This window comes from Pontibacter russatus (assembly GCF_009931655.1).
Classification (GTDB): domain Bacteria; phylum Bacteroidota; class Bacteroidia; order Cytophagales; family Hymenobacteraceae; genus Pontibacter; species Pontibacter russatus.
Map to the genome: position 1 here is coordinate 459,590 of NZ_CP047984.1, position 18,080 is coordinate 477,669.

The window sequence follows — 18,080 nt, forward strand, 5'->3', positions numbered from 1 at the left end:
AGGTTTTGCTCCTATTTCAAATAAATATAAAAGATTCTTAGCCAAGGCTAACACCTATATAAAAGTTAACTTTGTCCGCAACTTTACCTCCCATAGGCATTCTAAATCTTTGTATCTGAATTAATGCCCCACAACGACCTCCTCTCCCAGTTCCAGAACATCAACACCTGGAAAAGCAAAGGCATTCGTGCGCCGCACAAGCCGCTGCTGATGCTGCTGGCGTTGGGAGAAATCCAAAGGGGGAACACCGGCTTTATACCCTACGCAAGCATTGAGCCGAAGCTTAAAGAGCTGCTACTTGATTTTGGTCCGCAACGGAAAACACTTTATCCCAATTTCCCTTTCACGAAACTGGCCAATGACAACCTCTGGCAGTTTAACAGGCCGGAACTGCTGGATACGAAGCAGGATTACTCTTCTAATTTTCTCCTGAAGAACGACCTGCAGGGTAAGTTTCCCGACGAGATAACGCAGCAGTTGAAGCAAGACCCGGAGTTGTTAAGGAGTGTGGTGGAAACGATACTGGAACAGAACTTCCCGGAAACGCTGCACCAGGATATATTGGATGCGGTAGGCATTGACCTGACGATTGACCCATTGAACAGCAGCAACATGAGGCAGGCCAGGAAAAGAGACCCGCTCTTCCGGGAAAGCATCCTCAAAGCCTACGAATACCGCTGCGCTGTCTGTGGCTTCGGCGTCCGGCTGAAGCATAAGATTCTGGCTCTGGAAGCAGCCCATATCATGTGGCACCAAGCAGGCGGCCCGGACGTAGAAGTGAACGGCCTTGCCTTATGCGCCACCCATCACAAGCTGTTCGACCTTGGAGCCTTTACCGTGAATGCGGACTTGAAAATGCTGGTATCGGATGAGATAAATGGCCTGGGTGCCACGGAGTGGCTGCTACAGCACCACGGCAAATCCATCCAGCCGCCTCAGAAGAAAGCCTTCTACCCCAACCCCGAATATACCGCCTGGCACGTACACGAAGTCTTCAAGGGCGGCTACCGGGATATATAGCCGTTATTACATTTTGTATTCCGCTCCTCCTCCTGAACCCCTCACCTACTCAAAAAAGAAAAGCAGGAGCCACTGCCCCTGCTTTTGGGTGTTTTATATATAAGCCACGCCCTCAGTCATCTACCGACTGGCCCACCAGGAGGCGGAACTTCCAGCCGGTGTCGTCTGAGGTGGTGCCCTGCGTCTGCTTCATCAGGATGCCAATGATGTTTTCCTTCGGGTCCGCAAAATACTGCGTGTTGAAATAGCCGCCCCAGTCGAAGGTGCCCGCGCTGCCGCTGCCGCCCCTGTCCTGCCCCTCCTGTGTCTGCACGCCAAAGGCCAGTCCGTAATGCCGCCCCGACCCTTCCCAGAGGTCGCCAATCTGGTTGCCCATCATGGACTGGATGGTGGTCCGGCTAAGAAAGCGTTTCCCGTTCAGTTCGCCGCCGTTGAGGTACATCTGCAGAAAGGTGGCGTAGTCTTTCGCGGTGCTGGAAAGACCGGCCCCTCCCGAAAAGAACTTCTTCGCGCCTTTCACGGGGTAGTCCGGGTCGTAAAACGTGACAGGGTAGCGGTGCCACTCCCCCTCCTCCGGCCGCTGCACCGACACCAGGCGTTTCGCCTTGTCCTGCGGCAGATAGAACCAGGTGTCGTGCATGCCGAGCGGCTCGAACAGGCGCTTCCGCAGGAAAACATCAAAGGGCATCCCCGACACTACCTCTACAAAATAGCCCAGCACATCCAATCCTTCGCTGTAAGAATACTTCTCGCCGGGATTAAAATGCAAGGGTAGTTTCGCCAGTTTCTTCACGCTCTCTCCGATGCTGACAGGTTCTGTGGTGAACAGGTCCGTCACCCCAGCCTTGTGGTACAGCATCTTAAAACGCTCGTCGCCGTCAATGACGCCGTAGCCCAGCCCGGAGGTATGCGTGAGCAACTGCCGGATGGTGATTTCGCTGGCGGCAGGCACGGCGGTATAGCTGGTGTCGCTGTACCGGAAGGACTGGAGCACCTGCGGGTTTTTGAACTCCGGGATGTACTTGGAAATCGGGTCGTCGAGCTGAAACTCCCCCTCCTCCCACAGCATCATCACGGCTGTGGACGTGATGGCTTTGGTCTGCGAGGCAATCCGGAAAATATCATCCTTTTTCATTTCCCGCCCCGACTCGTTGTCGGCCATGCCGTAGGCTTTGTGAAAAACGATTTTGCCATTGCGGGCCACCAGGGCCACCGCGCCCGGCACATCCCCCTCGGCCACGGCCTCCTGCAGCATCGCATCTATCCGTTGCAGGCGTTCCGGCGACAGGCCCACCTTTTCGGGCGCGGCCTCCGTCAGGGGTTTAGACTTTTGAATGGAGTTTGTCTGTGCATTGGCGGTAAAGGCAAAGGCTGCCAGCAGCAGGGTGCAAAGGGTCGTGGTGTTCATATATAAAAGTCGTGGTGTGGTTTATAGCTTCCGGCTTCCGCCCGCTTCCACAACAATATATATAATTCTGATGATTTGACGGCCATAACCGGGGTTGCTATTTCTTTTGCCTGCAAACTGAACAGGTATATATGGTATTCGATATAATTTATGCTGGTATAAAGCGGGTGCTTGTTTCTGTCATTTGCTTTTGTACCAGGTCCAACCACCCCTGCCCCTCCTTGTCTAAGGAGGGGAATCTGCTTTCACTTTCTCCATTTTATGGACTATAGTTGACCGTTCAGTATGGCTACGTGAACAGGTCATATATAAATCATATATACCTGCGCTTGCAATAAGCAAGTAAGGTGAAGGAGTAAGAAAAACGCCCCTACTGGGGGTAGAGGCCCTCGAAAAAGACAAGGAAGGGCAGGGGTAGTTGGATAGATACGCAAATCTATTTGATAGTACTATACATTCCCAAAACCTGTCAGATGTTCCGGGCAGCGCCGCTCATGCCACAGCCGTCGCGTGCTTGAAACAGGCTCTTCCTATAGCACATCATACGTGCTTTCGTTTATCCCCAGTTTGTTTTTGGAGTGGAGTTCCACCGGATATCCCCAGAGGTAGCGGATATGCTCCAGGGTGTCGTAGGTACTGTCGGCGTCGAGGCGGCGGTCTTTCTGGATGTAGTGCGTCAGGTACAGTTTGCTGGTCTGGTGCAGGTCCACTTTCGTTACCTGGATGTTTGGCACCATCGAGGAGCGGTCGTACTGGTTGCTGAGCTGCTCGCGCACCCTTCTGTAGCCCCGCTCGTTGTGGATGGCCCCGATCTCATACTCATTCTCCAATTCGTTGTCTATGATGGTGAACAGCTTCATGTCGCGGATAACTTTTGGGGAGAGGTACTGCAGGATGAAGCTGTCGTCGCGGAAATTCTCCATTACGTAATGCACCTGCTGCAGCCAGTCTTTCCCCACCAGGTCCGGAAACCACTGTCTGTCCTCCGCCGTCGGCTCCAGGCACATGCGCTTGATGTCCATGAAAATGTTGAAGCCGAGCGTGTAAGGGTTCAGGCCGGAGTAGTACTTGCTGTTGTACCCGGGCTGGTACAGCACGCCGCTGTGGCTTTTAATAAACTCCAGCATAAAGCCGTCGTTCACGTATCCCTCCTCAAACAGCTTGTTGATGATATGGTAGTGCGTGAAGGTGGCAAAGCCCTCATTCATCACCTTGGTGGCACCCTGCGGGTAAAAATACTGCGACACCTTCCGCACAATCCGGATGATCTCCCGCTTCCACTGCGGCAGCGCCGGGGCAAACTTTTCGATAAAGTAGAGGATGTTCTCTTCCGGCTCTTTCGGAAACACCTGCTCCTCCACAAAGATAGTATCGGTGGCGGCGGGCGCTGTCGGCAGTGTGCGCCATAGCTCGTTGTAATTCTCCCGCCGGATGTGCGTCAGTTTCTTCAGCCGCTCGTTCTCCTCTTTGGCCGATATTTTGGAAGGCTTCTTATACTTGTCCACGCCGTGGTGCATCAGGGCGTGGGCTGCGTCCAGCACCCGCTCCACCTCCTCTTCGCCATATTCCTCCTCGCACTTCAAAATAAACTCGCGGGCAAACACCATATAATCCACGATGGAGTCGGCGGAGGTCCAGTCAAGGAACATGTAGTTGTTGGCGAAGAAGGCATTGTGGCCCTGGCAGGCATGGGCGATCACGAGCAGCATCATACAGGTGGAGTTGTTCTCCATGTTGTAGCTGATGCAGGGGTTGGAGTTGATCACCAGCTCGTAGGAGAGCCCCATGCGGCCCTTGGTGTAGTTGTTCTGGTTGAGGACGAAGTCTTTGCCGAACTTCCAGTGCGGGTACGAGGTGGGCAGGCCCGTGAGGGCATAGGCATCCAGCATCTGCTCCGACGTCACGATTTCGATCTGGTTGGGGTAAGTTTTCAGTTTCAGGTACTCGCGCCCAATCCTGCTGATTACCTCGTCCGCCGCCTCCAGCGTGTCGTAGTCCCAGTTGGGGTTGCAGAACATCGCTCTGTATTTCTCTTTCTCCATCATGGCTTTCATTTTTGAGACACAAGTATCAAGACACAAGACTCAGGACTCCTGCTTGAATGAATTGTTTCACAAGCTCGCACCAGCAGGGAATCCTGTTAATCCCTTCCTCCTGTAAATCCTGATTCAGACAGTCGCTTCGTTCCGTTTTCGGAAGAGGCCCTGGAAGACCGGCCATATCTCATAGACCTCGTATATATGCCGGATGGCGAAGTTCTCGTCGTTGCTGATCCGCTTGTAGGCCTGCCAGAGGTCGCCTTCCTTGGGCTTGTTGTTGATCTCGATGTAGGCCATGTATTGGATAGCCGGCAGGATGCTTTCCTGCACCAGCTTTTTACAGTCCACCGCATCCTGCTTCGACCACACGTCCCCGTCCGAGGCCTGGCAGCAGTACACGTTCCAGCTCTCGTCGTATCTTTCCCGCCGGATCTGGTCCATCAGTTTCAGTGAAGGGGCCACCACGGTGCCGCCGCTTTCGCGGGAGTTGAAAAACTCCTCCTCGTCCACCTCCTTCGCCTCGGTGTGGTGCCGGATAAAGACCAGCTCCACATTCTTGTACTGCCGGGTCAGGAAGATATATAAAAGCGTGAAGAAGCGCTTGGCAATGTCCTTTTCATGAAAGCCCATGGAGGCCGACACGTCCATGATGCAGAACATGACGGCCGAGGTAACCGGCACCGGCACCCGCTCAAAGTTGTTGTAGCGCAGGTCGATGTCCTCGAAAAAGGGAATGGTGTTGGCCTGTTTCCGCACCTTCTCGATTTCCACCTCCAGGGCTGCTCTTTCCTCCGGGTCGGTAGTGGTTTCCAGCTGCTCCAACAGGTTTTGCAGCTTTTTATCGAACACGCCTTTCAGGGCCAGTTGCCGCCCCAGCGACTGCTGGTAGCTGGTCTTGATGTTCAGCCGGGACGGCACGCTATCACGGGTATAGCCGGCCCGTTTCATCTCCACGATCTCGGTGCTCTCCATCAGCTTCTTCACCATGTTGGGCAGAGCCAGATCCTCGAAGAAATACTTCAGGAACTCTTCCCGCGACAACACCACGGTAAACTCGTCTTCTGTCACTTCCGGGCTGTTGGAGCCTTTGCCAACGCCGCTGCCTTTGCCGCCGTTTTTGGGCTTGGGCACCCGGTCGCCTTCGTTGAACTTGTCGTTCCCCGGCTTCACGATCTGCTTTTTCCCGGACTTCGGGTCGTGCCGGAAGCTGGGCTCATCCAGCCCGCGCACGGGCACCTTCACGTTGCCGCCGGTCTGGGTATCCTTGATGCTTTCCTGGCTGATGATGTCGGGGATGGCCTTCTTGATCTGGCTCTCGACCCGCTTCAGGAACTTCTGCCTGTTGCCGGTAGACTTCCCCTTGTCATTTTTCCTTCTGTCAACGATATGGCTCATAGCTAATTTTGAATGAGTGAATGAGTGAATATTTAATTTCGGATAACTGACTTCTGAATAACTGAATGAGCCATATATGAATGAAGGCACGTATTTTATATATGCCATTCACCAAAATCACTCATCCACTCATTCAAAATTCACTCATTGTCACTACGCCATCGTCTTCCTTACCCGCATAAACCAGTCTACCAGTATCCGTATCTGCTTGTCGGTATAGCCGCGGTCCTTCATCCTTTTGGTAAAATCCCTGTGCTTCTTCTCATCCTCCTTGTTGGATTTGGCCGTGAACGACACCACCGGCAGCAGGTCTTCGGTGTTGGTGAAGATTTTTTTCTCGATCACGTTCTTGATCTTCTCATAAGAGTCCCAGCGGGGGCTCTCGCCGCCGTGGTTGGCCTTGTAGCGCAGCGTGAAATTGGTCACCTCAGCCCTGAAATCTTTTGGGTTGGCGATACCGGCGGGCTTCTCTATTTTCTCCAGCTCCGCGTTCAGGATGCTCCGGTCGAAGATCTCCCCGGAGTCCGGGTCGCGGTAATCGTTGTTCTGCATCCAGTGGTCCGCATAGATCACGTACTTGTCGAAGATGTTCTGGCCGTACGAACTGTAGGATTCTATATAGGCTTTCTGGATCTCGTCGGCGATGAACTCGGCATACTTGCTGGCCAGCACCGATTTGATCAGGTGCAGGTACTTTGTCTCCGTCTCAGGCGGCAGCATCATCTTAATCACCTCCTGCTCCAGCACATACAGCAGGTGTACCGGGTTGGCGGCAATCTCCTCGCTGTCGAAGTTAAACACCTTCGACAAAATCTTGAAGGCAAAGCGCGTGGAGATGCCCTGCATGCCCTCGTTGATGCCCGCATCGTCGCGGTACTCCTGGATAGACTTGGCGTTCGGGTCCGTCTCGCGCAGCGTCTCCCCGTTATATACCCGCATTTTGGAGTAGATAGTGGAGTTCTCCGGCTCCTTCAACCTGGACATAACCGAGAACTCGGCCAGCAATTCAATGGTCTTAGGCGCGCAGGGCGCCTCGCGCAACGAACTTTCCCGGATGAGTTTCTCATATATCTTAATTTCCTCGCTCACGCGCAGGCAGTACGGCACCTGCACTTTATAGATACGGTCCAGGAAGGCCTCGTTCTTCTTGTCGTTCAGGAATTTTGCCCACTCCGATTCGTTGGAGTGCGCGAGGATAATGCCGTCGAACGGGATGGCGCCAATCGGCTCGGTGCCTTTGTAGTTTTTCTCCTGGGTAGCGGTCAGCAGCGGGTTGAGGACTTTGATGGGGGCTTTGAACATCTCCACAAACTCCAGCAGCCCCTGGTTGGCGAGGCAGAGGCCGCCGGTATAGGAATAGGCGTCCGGGTCGCTTTGCTGGTATTCTGCCAGCTTGCGGATATCTACTTTGCCCACCAGGGTGGATATATCCTGGTTGTTCTCGTCGCCGGGCTCAGTTTTGGAAATGGCGATCTGCTCCTGGATGGAGGGGTACAGCATGATGACCTTGAACCGGTTGATGTCGCCGCCAAACTCGCGGAGCCGCTTGGACGCCCAGGGGCTCATGCAGCTCGGCACGTACCGGGGCGGGATACCGTACTCGCCCTCCAGTTCTTCGGTATAATCGGCAAACAGGCCCAGCGGGCTTTCGAACACAGGGCTCACCTGCTCTCCCGCCTTCAGCACATAGATGGGGTTCTGCTGCATCAGGTGCTTCAGCTTTTCGGCCAGCGAGCTCTTGCCGCCGCCCACGGGCCCCATCAGGTACAGAATCTGTTTCTTTTCCTCCAGGCCCTGCGCCGAGTGCCTGAAGTAAGACACAATCTGCTCCACGGTGCTCTCCATGCCATAGAAATCCCGGAAGGCCGGGTATACCTTGATCCGCTTGTTGGAGAATATCCTGCTCAGCACCGGGTCCTGGCGCGTGTCCACGAGCTCAGCCTCCCCGATGGCATCCAGTATCCTTTCGGCGGGCTTGGCATATACCTTCGGGTTTTTCTTGCATTCGTCGAGATAGGCAGCTACTGTCATCTCGTTTGTTGAGGCACTGTAATTCGTTTTGATCTTTTCTAAAATGCTCATAGGGTGTGTCTTTAACATTGTCAGAATCATTTTACAACTTGGAGCAAAAGCAGTGTCTCAACTCGGTTTTGTCAGGTGTTCAGGCTACTGCTCAGCAAAAATCTGATCATAGGAAAAGGGTGTTATATATAATAGTGTGTTTCTAAATCACTAACAGAAACCGGGTGCCTTTCGTGGGTCTCAGAAGCAGTTTTTGAGGCTTCTGCGTTTCTGTCCGCTAGCGTCGTCAGTTAAATCCCTGCTGCCTGCACACAACAGCTATATAGAGGTGCGCAATAGAGAAACAGGCCCGGCTGGCGGATGTTCTCCCGCAGGTTGTCAGTCCAAACAGGTGAAGGGAGATATATGGACCTCTTCAAAGAATCCCTATACACCCTGTGTTATTAAACATAAAAGATAAACATTCGCCACTTCAAAAACAAGAGGAAAATGCGAGGTGCATATTTTCAGGCGCGGGGCTACTACAGAAACAGTAATTAGATTTTTAAAATTCAAAATAGGTAATATTTTATAAATTCCTTTGCCTGCCGGTCCCGTCTTGGTAATGCACCACAAAGTTACATATGATTTAAGCCTCCGGCTATACAGCGGCCGAGCAGCCAGTTCCTCGGCTTTGCGTGGACTGTTTTCTGTGAAGCAAGCATAAAACCTGCCAAGTGTGAAGCTTCCGCCATATTTCCGGATTTATATATCCAGCTATATATAAGCTGCCTGCGAGCGCTTCTCCCGTGCGGCGCAGGGCTGCATCGGGTTTTCTAATGCAACTACTTGTGTACCAGATAAATTAACAGCTATATAGGATGAAGTTATGGCTGGATTTTATATATTTATACCTGTACATTTTCGGCCTGGTCATGAGCAAGCGACTTTTCATCAGCCTTACCTTCCTGCTGCTCTCCGCCACGGGTGCCGCCGCCTCGCAGGTGCTGGTGCCCATGGACGAAGCACAGAAAAATCACCTCAAAGCCTACGGCATCGCCTATTTTGTGCTGCAGCACCAGCAGGAAGTGGACTGGCTGCTCAACTACCGGGGCGGCAGCTTCGGGTTCCGGCAGACGCCGCTGTTTGAGGAGGAACTGCGGGCCAGGGGCGTCAGCTACGAGGTTTTGACCGATGGCCAGTACAACAACATACTGCAGCAGATTGCCGACCCGGAGGTGAACATGGAGGTGATGAAGCTGGAGAAGGCGCCTGCCATTGCCGTGTATTCCCCCGAATCGCAGCAGCCCTGGGACGATGCCGTGACGCTGGTGCTCAACTACGCCGAGATTCCCTACGACCAGGTGTTCGACGAGGAGGTGCTGACCAAACAACTTCCCCGCTACGACTGGCTGCACCTGCACCACGAGGACTTCACGGGGCAGTACGGCAAGTCCGGCCTCAGCCACGGCGAATGGCTGATGCAGCAGCAAATGGAGTCGGAGACGGTGGCCCGCAGGCACGGCTACGGCAAAGTGTCGCAGATGAAGCTGGGGGTGGTGAAGGAGATAAAGGCCTTTGTGACGGGGGGCGGCTTTATGTTTGCCATGTGCTCTGCCACCGACACCTACGACCTGGCCCTGGCCGCCAACGGTGTGGACATTGTGGATGCCCTCTACGACGGTGACGGCGTGGACCCGGAGGCGCAGCAGAAGCTCGATTTTAGCCTGAGCTTCGCTTTCCGGGATTTTGAGGTGTACCTGGGCCCCTATAGCCGCGAGTTCTCCAGCATCGACAACTCCTGGAACGAACGCGGCCTGTACGAGGGAAACGACTACTTCTCGCTCTTCACCTTCTCCGCCAAATGGGACCAGATACCGAGCATGCTCACCCAAAACCATGAAAAAACCATCCGGGGCTTTATGGGGCAGACTACCGCTTTCAAAAAGCAGCTTGTAAAACCGACGGCCACCGTGATGGGCGTGACTGAGGAGGCAGGCGAGGTGCGTTACCTCAACGGCACCATGGGCAAGGGCACCTGGACCTTCTACGGCGGCCACGATCCGGAGGACTACTGGCACATGCCCGGCGAAGCGCCCACCGACCTGGCGCTGCACCCGAACTCCCCCGGCTACCGCCTCATCCTGAACAACATTCTCTTCCCTGCAGCCAAAAAGAAAAAGCCGAAAACCTGATTCAGATTTGAAAATTTGGGAATATGTGGATTTGGAGATGAGTCAATGTGCTTATACAAAGTGTTGAAGTGATGGCTGGTGTTGGAAATAAACTGATGATTTACATCATCTCATTTTTCATTTCTCCTGAATGAAAGGCTTTTTACTTCGAATGCAGCGCAAGCATATATGATAGAAATAGCTTCTAATCATTTATTTCTCATCATTTATTTCTAAAATTTGGATTTCCATATCTCCAAATCCTCAAACCTCCAAATCCACACATTTCCAAATTCCCAAATCTGAATTACCCTTTCCGCAGCTCCAGCACTGTGATTTCGGGCCATATGCCCACCCTGCCGGAGAAGCCGATAAAGCCGAAACCACGGTTCACGTACAGCAGCCTGCCGTTTTCCTTCGCCAACCCTGCCCAGTTTTTGTAGCGGTACTGCGCGGGGCTCCACCTGACAAGCGGCGTCTCCACCCCTACCTGCATGCCGTGCGTGTGGCCCGACAGGGTGAGGTGTACGTGCGTGGGGTGTACCTTCACCACCTCCTCGAAGTGCGTCGGGTCGTGCGACAGCAGGATTTTAAAAGTGTCGGCCTCCACGCCGTTTAGGGCCTTGTCCAGGTCGCCTAGCTGGATGAAGCCCCTGCCCCAGTTCTCCACCCCTATCAGCGCTATTTTTTCACCATCTTTCTCAAGCATCACATGCTCGTCCAGCAGCAAACGGAAGCCCATGTCGGCGTGGTGCTGCTTCAGTTTCGCCAGGTTTGCCTCCTGCGCCGCCTCGCTCTCCCAGTTGTGGTACATGCCGTAGTCGTGGTTGCCCAGGATGGAGAACTGCCCGTGCGGTGCTTTAACCTGACGGAGCGCCGGTATATAGGGTTCTATCTCTGAGGCCAAGTCGTTCACGAGGTCGCCGGTAAAGACGAAGAGGTCCGACTGCTGCGCCTTTGCAAGCTCTATCCCCTCATATACTGCCGCTGCATCGCCGAAGCTGCCGGAATGGATGTCAGACAGCTGCGTGATGGTGAAACCGTCGAAGGCCTCGGGCAGGTCGTCGAAGTACAGCGTGTGGCGGTGTACGGTGTAGTTGTATTTGCCCCTCGTGGTGCCATATACAAAGGCAAAGAAAGGAATACCGGCAAGGGCGAGCCCCAATTGGCTCATGAACTTGCGGCGGTGCGGCAGTAGCGGTTTCTGTGCCGTTTTCCCATCGCCGGCGCGCCGGAAGAGACGGAAGATGGCCACAAGGGTGCGGTACACGTCTTCCGCGAAAAGCACCAGCACAAACACCAGTTTCGTGACAAAGAAAGTCAGGAAGGCGTTGATGAACCACTCGACAAGCGGGGTGGAGCGGTCGGCGGAGAAACGGAGGTATATGGTGATGGCAAACCCGATGATGAGGCCGATAAAGAAAAACCAGAAGGCCCAACGCACCGCCGCGCGGAGCCGCGCTGATTGCCAGTTTGCCGTGATTCTTTTTACTCCCTGGTACACGTACCAGTCCAAGAAGAGGGATATCACTCCCAGAAACATTATAAAGCGCAGCATGCAGAAGTTATATAACGATATTAGTATGTGCCCGGAAAAGGCACCCAAAGGTAGCGAACTTACCGCTAAGCCAGGCTGTACGATGTGCCGCTGATGCAATCTTTTGCCTTGTAGGGTTGTAGGGCAGCCAGTGATATAGGTAGCACAAAGATGTTAAATTAAGCCTCCCCGGAAAACTGATACCATATATAAGCAGTTCCCTCCGACGACACAACAGGACCACGATCCGCCATGCAGTTAAAAACTCTTGGTACTTGCGGCTGTTTCTGTTCCCGCTGTTGCTTATACTTGCATTGTTTTTAACCGTCCATGAATAACACGCACACTGCCACCGCCGAACCTCAGCTTACGCGCTCTACTTTGTGGCTGATGACGATTGGCTCCGGAATGGTGGTGGCTAACATTTACTACAACCAGCCGCTGCTGGTGGAGATTGCCCGGACATATGGCGTGCCGGAGGCGAGGGCGGGCAGTGTGGCCATGCTCACGCAGGTTGGCTACGCCATCGGGCTGCTGTTCATTATTCCACTCGGGGACATGCTGCGGCGCAGGCGTCTGATCCTGCTGGACTTTGTCCTGATTATCTTCTCGTTGCTCGGGGCGGCATTCTCGCCCAACATCTACGTGCTGATGGTGGCCAGCCTGCTGATAGGGGCAACCTCGGTGGTGCCGCAGCTTTTTTTGCCGATGGCCGCGCACCTGGCCCGGCCGGAGGCGCGGGGCAAAGCGGTGGGCACCGTGATGAGCGGGCTGCTGATCGGCATCCTGTGCTCGCGCACGCTCAGTGGCTTCGTGGGGGCGCACCTCGGCTGGAGGGCCATGTTCCTGATAGCGGCAGGCATGATGCTGGTGCTGTGGGTGGTGTTGTACTTCCTGCTCCCGGAGGTCAGGCCGCAGTTTAAGGGCAATTACCGCAGCCTGATGCAGTCGCTGCTGCACCTGTTCCGGACTGAGCCGAAACTGCGCCTGGCCGCAGCCCGGGGCGCTTTGTCGTTCGCCTGCTTCGGGGGATTCTGGACCACGCTCGTTTTTTTGCTGGAGGGGCCGCCCTTCCACGCCGGGCCCGATGTGGCCGGTGCCTTCGGGCTCATCGGGGCGGGCGGTGCCGTCATGGCCTCTGTCATGGGCCGCCTCAGCGACCGCTTCGACACCCGGTATATCCTGATGGGCACCATCTCCATGCTCTTTCTCGCTTACCTTATTTTCGGCTTCTTCAGTTACAGCCTGGTCGGTCTGGTGGCGGGGGTTATTCTGCTGGATGTGGGACTGCAGTCATCGCACATCGCCAATCAGACCCTCGTTTTCTCGCTGAACCCGCAGGCCCACAACCGCCTCAACACCGTTTATATGTTTATCTATTTTATGGGCGGCGCCGCGGGCACGTATATCGCGAGTCAGGCATGGCGTATATGGCGCTGGGATGGCGTGGTGGCCGTAGGGCTGGTGTTCTCCTCGCTGGCGCTGGCCGTACACCTGCTGTACTCCGGCAGGAGAAGCCAGGCAACGGCAGAGAATCCGGAAGCTGCTTCCTGATTCCCACAACTACACCGTAGGACATGCGGATTTATATATAAGAAGTTGCCTGCTGGTAAGGCTGCGGTAGGCGGTATATATAAATTATTTTTTCTCACCAGGCACAACCACTCCCTAAATGCCGCCGTATATATAACTGGCTAAAAGTTGAAAAGTAAAAGTTGAAAAGTAAAAGTTGAAAAGTAAAAGTTGAAAAGTAAAAGTTGAAAAGTAAAAGTTGAAAAGTAAAATTTTCACAATAGAAGCGACGGCACCGCTCTGCAGGTGCCGTCGCTTTCTTTTTACACCCGCTATTGAAGTTTATATATAAATGCCTCCAGCTGTTACCCAGCAAATTGATTTCGCATTAACTTCTTAATGTTTCACTTTAATGTTTCACTGCACCGCCAACGGCAACTCATCCCTCCGGCGCCACTCCCTCAAAAATTCGGTGCTAGGATGCGGCACTCCATGGCCGGACGGCCTTATTATCTTACTTCACTTTACCAAGGGTCTTCATATAGTGGGTCTTTTTCGCGGTGTTCCGGATGCTGTACTTGTCCGTCAGGGCCACTTCTTTGCCCCAACCGGAGAGCCCCTTGAACCGGCCCTTGTGCTCATCGTCCGTCATGTCCATTAGCTTGCAGTCGCTGTTGTCCACCAGCCCCCACGACCAGGCCATCCACCCTATTTCATTTTTCTGGCACTCCTCCAGAATGGTTTTATAGTCGATCGACCCGGCACAACCCACGCCCATCGGGGCAAACTCCCCTACTATCAAAGGCAGCCCCTGCTCCACCGATGCCTTGATTTCATCTTCTATGCGCTTCGTAGCGCCGTCGGGAGCCGTCCACCACATATGAACCGAGAAGAGCAGGTTCTTCAGCGGGTCTTTTTGCAGCAGATAGCGCCCGTTGGCCTGCAGGATGTCGATGCTCTGGCCCCAGTTGGCGCCGTCAATCACCAGCGGGCACTGGATGCCCGCTTTTCGGATGCGCGCCACGGCCAGCCCATACCCCTCCCTGAACTGCTTGTGTGTCACCTGCCTGTCCCCCACCTCGTTGGCTATGTTCAGCAGCAGGTAAGGTTCGTGCTTTTTGAGCACCTGCACCACCTCCGGCGACACCCAGTAGTCCACCTGCTGCTGCAGTTTGCCCCAGTCGCCGGTGGCGCCGTGCAGCTCCGGCATCGGGATCATCCCGCTCTTCACGCAGTTTGAGATCACCGCGTCCAGGTTGGCGGCCGCGCCAATGGGGTTCTCCGCTGAACTGAGCCAGGCGATGCGCACCACGTTGGCCCCGGTTTTAGCAATCTCCGGGAAGGTGGCCTCACCCGTCAGATCCCTTTTAGACCAGATAAACATTTCGTTCACGCCCCGCAGGACGACCTTTTCGCCGTTCGGGTCGTGCAGGAAGCGCCCTTTTACCTGAAAGGTTTTCTGGGCGGGGGCCTGCAGGGTGAACAGAAAGCCAAAAGCTAAAAGCAGCGGTAGCGTTTTTTTCATGTGCGTGGGGAATATGTGGGACAGCGTAAGTTGGCTATATAGCCTGAAGAGGCTAATTTATATATAAACCAGCGACATCACCGGTGCTGCTCATACAAGATTGGTTTGGCGGCTTGCCTCAACTGCTCCAGATCCGCTTCCTTTAATGGGGCGGCCTCCGCCACCTGCAGCGCATCCCCAAGCTGCTCCTCCGTCCGGATACCCAGTACGGCGGATGTGATGGCCGGATGGTGCAGCACAAACCGGGCGGCCACTTCCGCTGCCGTCCGCTGGATGCCGGCTGTCTTGCGCACAGCTTCGGCTGCCGCAGCTACCTCAGCTTCCGGGTGGCCCAAGTAGGACTTTGGCGGTTTGCCCAGCAAAAGCCCCTGCGCGTAACTGCCCCTTGCCAGCACCCCGATTCCGTGCTGCTGCAACAGCCCGAGACACGCTTCTTCCGGCCGTTGGTCCAGCAGGCTGTACTGCATCATCACCGATGCGATGTCTGAGCGCCGCACATACTCCCGGATCACGTTTGGCCGGATGGAGGAAATGCCGTAGGCCCGTATTTTGCCCTGCCGCCGGAGTGTTTCAAATGCCTCGATCGTGTCGTCTATCGGGTCTTCGATGGTGCCGCCGTGCAGCTGGTACAGGTCAATGTAGTCGGTTTGCAGGCGCTTCAGGCTTTCCTCCACGGCCCGCAGGATGTGAGCTTTGGAAGGGTTCCAGTCCCAGCCGCTGCCGTCGGGCCGCCACTGGTTGCCCACCTTGGTGGCCAGCACCACCCTGTCGCGCATGCCTTTGAAGGCTTTGCCCACCGTTACTTCATTCTCCCCTTTCTGGTAGAGGTCAGCGGTGTCGAACAGCGTGATGCCCTTGTCCAGCGCCCGGTGCAGCAGTGCCGCGTTGGCGGCATGGTCTTCGCCCAGCGACATGCAGCCAAAGCTGACCTCGCTTACCTCAATAGCTGATTTTCCAAGTGTTTTGTAGTGCATGCGCCGTTTCTTTCTCTGTTGCCGCTACCGGGGTGAGGCAGCGTTATAATATATGATGCTGTAGCCCGACTGCCGCCGGCTCAGGTGGAGGCCTCCTGTGCCTGGTGCTGCAGGTAGAGCATGCGTGTCGGGTAGGCGAACTCAATTCCCCTGTCCTGAAACTCCTCGAAAATGCGCAGGTTGATGGCCTGCTGGATATCCATGTACACGTTGAACTCTGCGCTGAGTACGTAAAACACCGTTTCGAAGTCGAGGCTGGATTCGCTGTAGGAGGAGAAGTGCGAGCGGTCGAACTCGGTGAGTTTCTGCGCCTGCACAATCGATTTGATTAGGACGGGGATCTCCTTCACCTGCCGCAGCGGGGTTTGGTACGTGACGCCGATCTTGAACACCACCCTGCGCCGCTGCATCCGCTTGTAGTTGTGGAGGCGCGAGCCGGTCAGGTCGCTGTTGGAGAATACCAGTTGCTCCCCGGTGAGGCTCTTGAGGCGCGTGGTCTTGATGCCTACGTACTCCACCACCCCCATTTTGTTGTCGACGGTCACAAAATCGCCCACCTCAAACGGCCTGTCGAAGAAGATGACGAAGTAGTTGAACAGGTCGCCCAGGATGTTCTGCGCGGCGAGTGCCACGGCGATACCGCCTATCCCCAGGCCCGCGATCACTGTCGTGACGTCGTAGCCCATGTTGTCGAACAGGAAGACGAGCCCGATAAACCAAATCAGCACGTTGATGAGCAGCATCAGGCCTCCGAGCTGGTTCACTTTCTCCTCGCCATGGTTTTGTTTCCGGACGTACCCGCGGAGCATGAACAGGATGGCCGAAGAGATAAACCGGATCACCAGCACCGTCACCACCACCGTCACGGCAATGCGCAGGATGTCCACCATCCTTTCGGACAACACCAGGTACTGGAGGGCCATATAGAACGTGGTGATATAGAGGGCCGGGATTCCGAATCGCTCCACCCCCTCCACCACATAGTTGTCAAAGGAAGTCTGGGTGTGCTGGGTGAGTGCCTGGAGCCTGGTCAGGATGATTCGTTTGAAGGTGGCTATCACGATGAACCCAAGCACAACAATGCCGAGGGCAATCAGATAGTCCAGTACGGAATTATGGAAATAGACTCTTTCTAAAAATTCATTCATCATGTAACAGGGTTTATAAACAATCAGGTTAACCAGCCCGGAAAGCAGCCTCTTTCAGGAAATTAACTTAATGGAAGCTTACGTTGCAAAGGCAGGCATATACCTTTAACACCATTTTTAAAATAGTGTTTTACAGCATCGCAGCCTTTGGCGAAGGAAAACGACCCTGTTGCGCAGGCTTGAACCAGCCTGATGCAGGTTTGGTGGCCGGAGGGTGCATGTGCTTACGGTGCTCCAATTGCATCGTAACACCAAGGGCTAACAATATAGGAACAAGACCGCAATTCATTTTGGCTGTTGAAACACGACTCCCCCTTAAATCCTTGAGAAGTGGATTTACAGCCATCGGAAAAAACCAATTTATAGTACGCAGCACGAGTTATATACAGGTTTTACACAAAGCGGCCTGACTGAGACGCGGCATATATAACCGGAACTTTTTAGAAAGCAAAGGCTGTCTGTGCCCCTTTCAAGGGAGGGCCAACCGCAGTGGGCAGCACCTCCCCGGCGCGTATCGTGTACACGGCCGTCTCCTCGAAGCGCGAGGCCACGATCACTTCGGTGCCTCCGGCATGCGCGGCAAAAAGTTCCTTCACCAGGTTCGGGCAGTTGTTGTCTTTGGAGAGGTGTGCCAGCAGCACATGGCTCAGGTGGGCGGGTCGGTGGGCCGCAAAAACCTGGAGCGCCTGCGCGTTCGACAGGTGGCCTCTCCCCCCGCGGATGCGCTGCTTCAGGTAGTACGGGTAATAACCACGGTCCAACATGTGCTCGTCGTAGTTGGCCTCCAGAAAAACTGCGTGGCACTCCCGGAAGTGGCGTATCAGGTGGTCGCAGGGCGCGCCGATATCGGTGAACACGCCGATGTTCACGCCTTCGCTGCTCACCACAAAGCTGTGCGGGTCGGCGGCGTCGTGCAGCTTGGGAAAGGGCCTGACGCTGAGGCGGCCCACCTGGACGGGCTCATACGCTGTAAAAGGCAGCACCCGTACACCCTCGTAGCTCAGCCGCGAGTTCTGCTGCGTGAAGGGAGTGATATAGACCGGCAACTGGTATTTGCGGGCCAGCACCGGAATGCCCTTGATGTGGTCGGTGTGCTCGTGCGACACGAAGATGGCCCGCACCCTGTGCATCGACAGCCCGAGGCGCTTCATGCGCTTCTCCGTTTCGCGGCACGAAATGCCCGCATCCACCAGAACGGCCTCTTTCTCGTTCCCGATGTAATAGCAGTTCCCGTTGCTTCCGGAGTTGAGCGATGTAATGGAGAGTGGCATAGATACCTGCAAAGTAAGCGGTTTTTCCCCTTTTATTCAACCCTTAAAATCCCGGAGGGGTATAATGGCTGTGTAC

At 54.7% G+C, this 18,080-nt stretch carries 12 protein-coding genes; 3 read left to right on the forward strand and 9 right to left on the reverse strand.

From position 1 onward, the window contains the following. The first annotated feature begins 123 nt into the window (after positions 1-123). The gene (locus GSQ62_RS01880) at positions 124-1,020 is read left to right on the forward strand and encodes a phosphorothioated DNA-binding restriction endonuclease (RefSeq protein WP_161887935.1); all 897 of its coding nucleotides are present in this window, start codon (positions 124-126) and stop codon (positions 1,018-1,020) included. Between the two features lie 112 nt (positions 1,021-1,132). On the opposite strand, the gene GSQ62_RS01885 is transcribed toward GSQ62_RS01880, so the two are convergent. The 4 genes from GSQ62_RS01885 to GSQ62_RS01900 all read right to left on the reverse strand — a co-directional run bounded on the left by GSQ62_RS01885 (position 1,133) and on the right by GSQ62_RS01900 (position 7,944). Further along, positions 1,133-2,428: a serine hydrolase domain-containing protein gene (locus GSQ62_RS01885; protein WP_161887936.1), complete on the reverse strand. Its 1,296-nt coding sequence runs from the start codon at positions 2,426-2,428 to the stop codon at positions 1,133-1,135. A 530-nt stretch (positions 2,429-2,958) separates the two neighbouring features. After that, positions 2,959-4,473 carry a SpoVR family protein gene (locus GSQ62_RS01890; protein WP_161887937.1) on the reverse strand — a complete coding sequence of 505 codons (1,515 nt, stop codon included), beginning with the start codon at positions 4,471-4,473 and terminating at the stop codon, positions 2,959-2,961. A gap of 123 nt (positions 4,474-4,596) precedes the next feature. Continuing rightward, entirely contained in the window at positions 4,597-5,862 is a 1,266-nt protein-coding gene (locus GSQ62_RS01895; RefSeq protein ID WP_161887938.1) for a YeaH/YhbH family protein, read from the reverse strand. A gap of 153 nt (positions 5,863-6,015) precedes the next feature. Continuing rightward, entirely contained in the window at positions 6,016-7,944 is a 1,929-nt protein-coding gene (locus GSQ62_RS01900) for a PrkA family serine protein kinase (RefSeq protein ID WP_161887939.1), read from the reverse strand. Positions 7,945-8,798: 854 nt separating this feature from the next. Between GSQ62_RS01900 and GSQ62_RS01905 the strand changes: the two genes are divergently transcribed. Next, a complete protein-coding gene (locus GSQ62_RS01905) occupies positions 8,799-10,058 on the forward strand; it encodes an asparagine synthetase B (protein ID WP_161891271.1) in 1,260 nt (419 codons plus the stop codon). Between the two features lie 286 nt (positions 10,059-10,344). Here the strand turns inward: GSQ62_RS01905 and GSQ62_RS01910 are convergent, their stop codons facing one another. Continuing rightward, positions 10,345-11,595, reverse strand: coding sequence for a metallophosphoesterase (locus tag GSQ62_RS01910; protein ID WP_161887940.1), 1,251 nt, complete (start codon positions 11,593-11,595; stop codon positions 10,345-10,347). A 309-nt stretch (positions 11,596-11,904) separates the two neighbouring features. Here GSQ62_RS01910 and GSQ62_RS01915 point away from each other — a divergent pair, with 309 nt between their 5' ends. Then, positions 11,905-13,128, forward strand: a complete 1,224-nt coding sequence (locus tag GSQ62_RS01915; RefSeq protein WP_202621823.1) for an MFS transporter — start codon at positions 11,905-11,907, stop codon at positions 13,126-13,128. 472 nt (positions 13,129-13,600) lie between these two features. On the opposite strand, the gene GSQ62_RS01920 is transcribed toward GSQ62_RS01915, so the two are convergent. The 4 genes from GSQ62_RS01920 to GSQ62_RS01935 all read right to left on the reverse strand — a co-directional run bounded on the left by GSQ62_RS01920 (position 13,601) and on the right by GSQ62_RS01935 (position 18,004). Beyond that, positions 13,601-14,611 (reverse strand): cellulase family glycosylhydrolase, encoded by a 1,011-nt coding sequence (locus GSQ62_RS01920; protein ID WP_161887941.1) that lies wholly within the window; start codon positions 14,609-14,611, stop codon positions 13,601-13,603. Between the two features lie 77 nt (positions 14,612-14,688). Next, a complete protein-coding gene (locus tag GSQ62_RS01925; RefSeq protein WP_161887942.1) occupies positions 14,689-15,585 on the reverse strand; it encodes an aldo/keto reductase in 897 nt (298 codons plus the stop codon). 80 nt (positions 15,586-15,665) lie between these two features. Continuing rightward, positions 15,666-16,736: a mechanosensitive ion channel family protein gene (locus GSQ62_RS01930; protein ID WP_237586903.1), complete on the reverse strand. Its 1,071-nt coding sequence runs from the start codon at positions 16,734-16,736 to the stop codon at positions 15,666-15,668. A 437-nt stretch (positions 16,737-17,173) separates the two neighbouring features. After that, complete coding sequence (locus tag GSQ62_RS01935) at positions 17,174-18,004, reverse strand: MBL fold metallo-hydrolase (protein ID WP_161887943.1); 831 nt, start codon at positions 18,002-18,004, stop codon at positions 17,174-17,176. Positions 18,005-18,080: the final 76 nt, after the last annotated feature.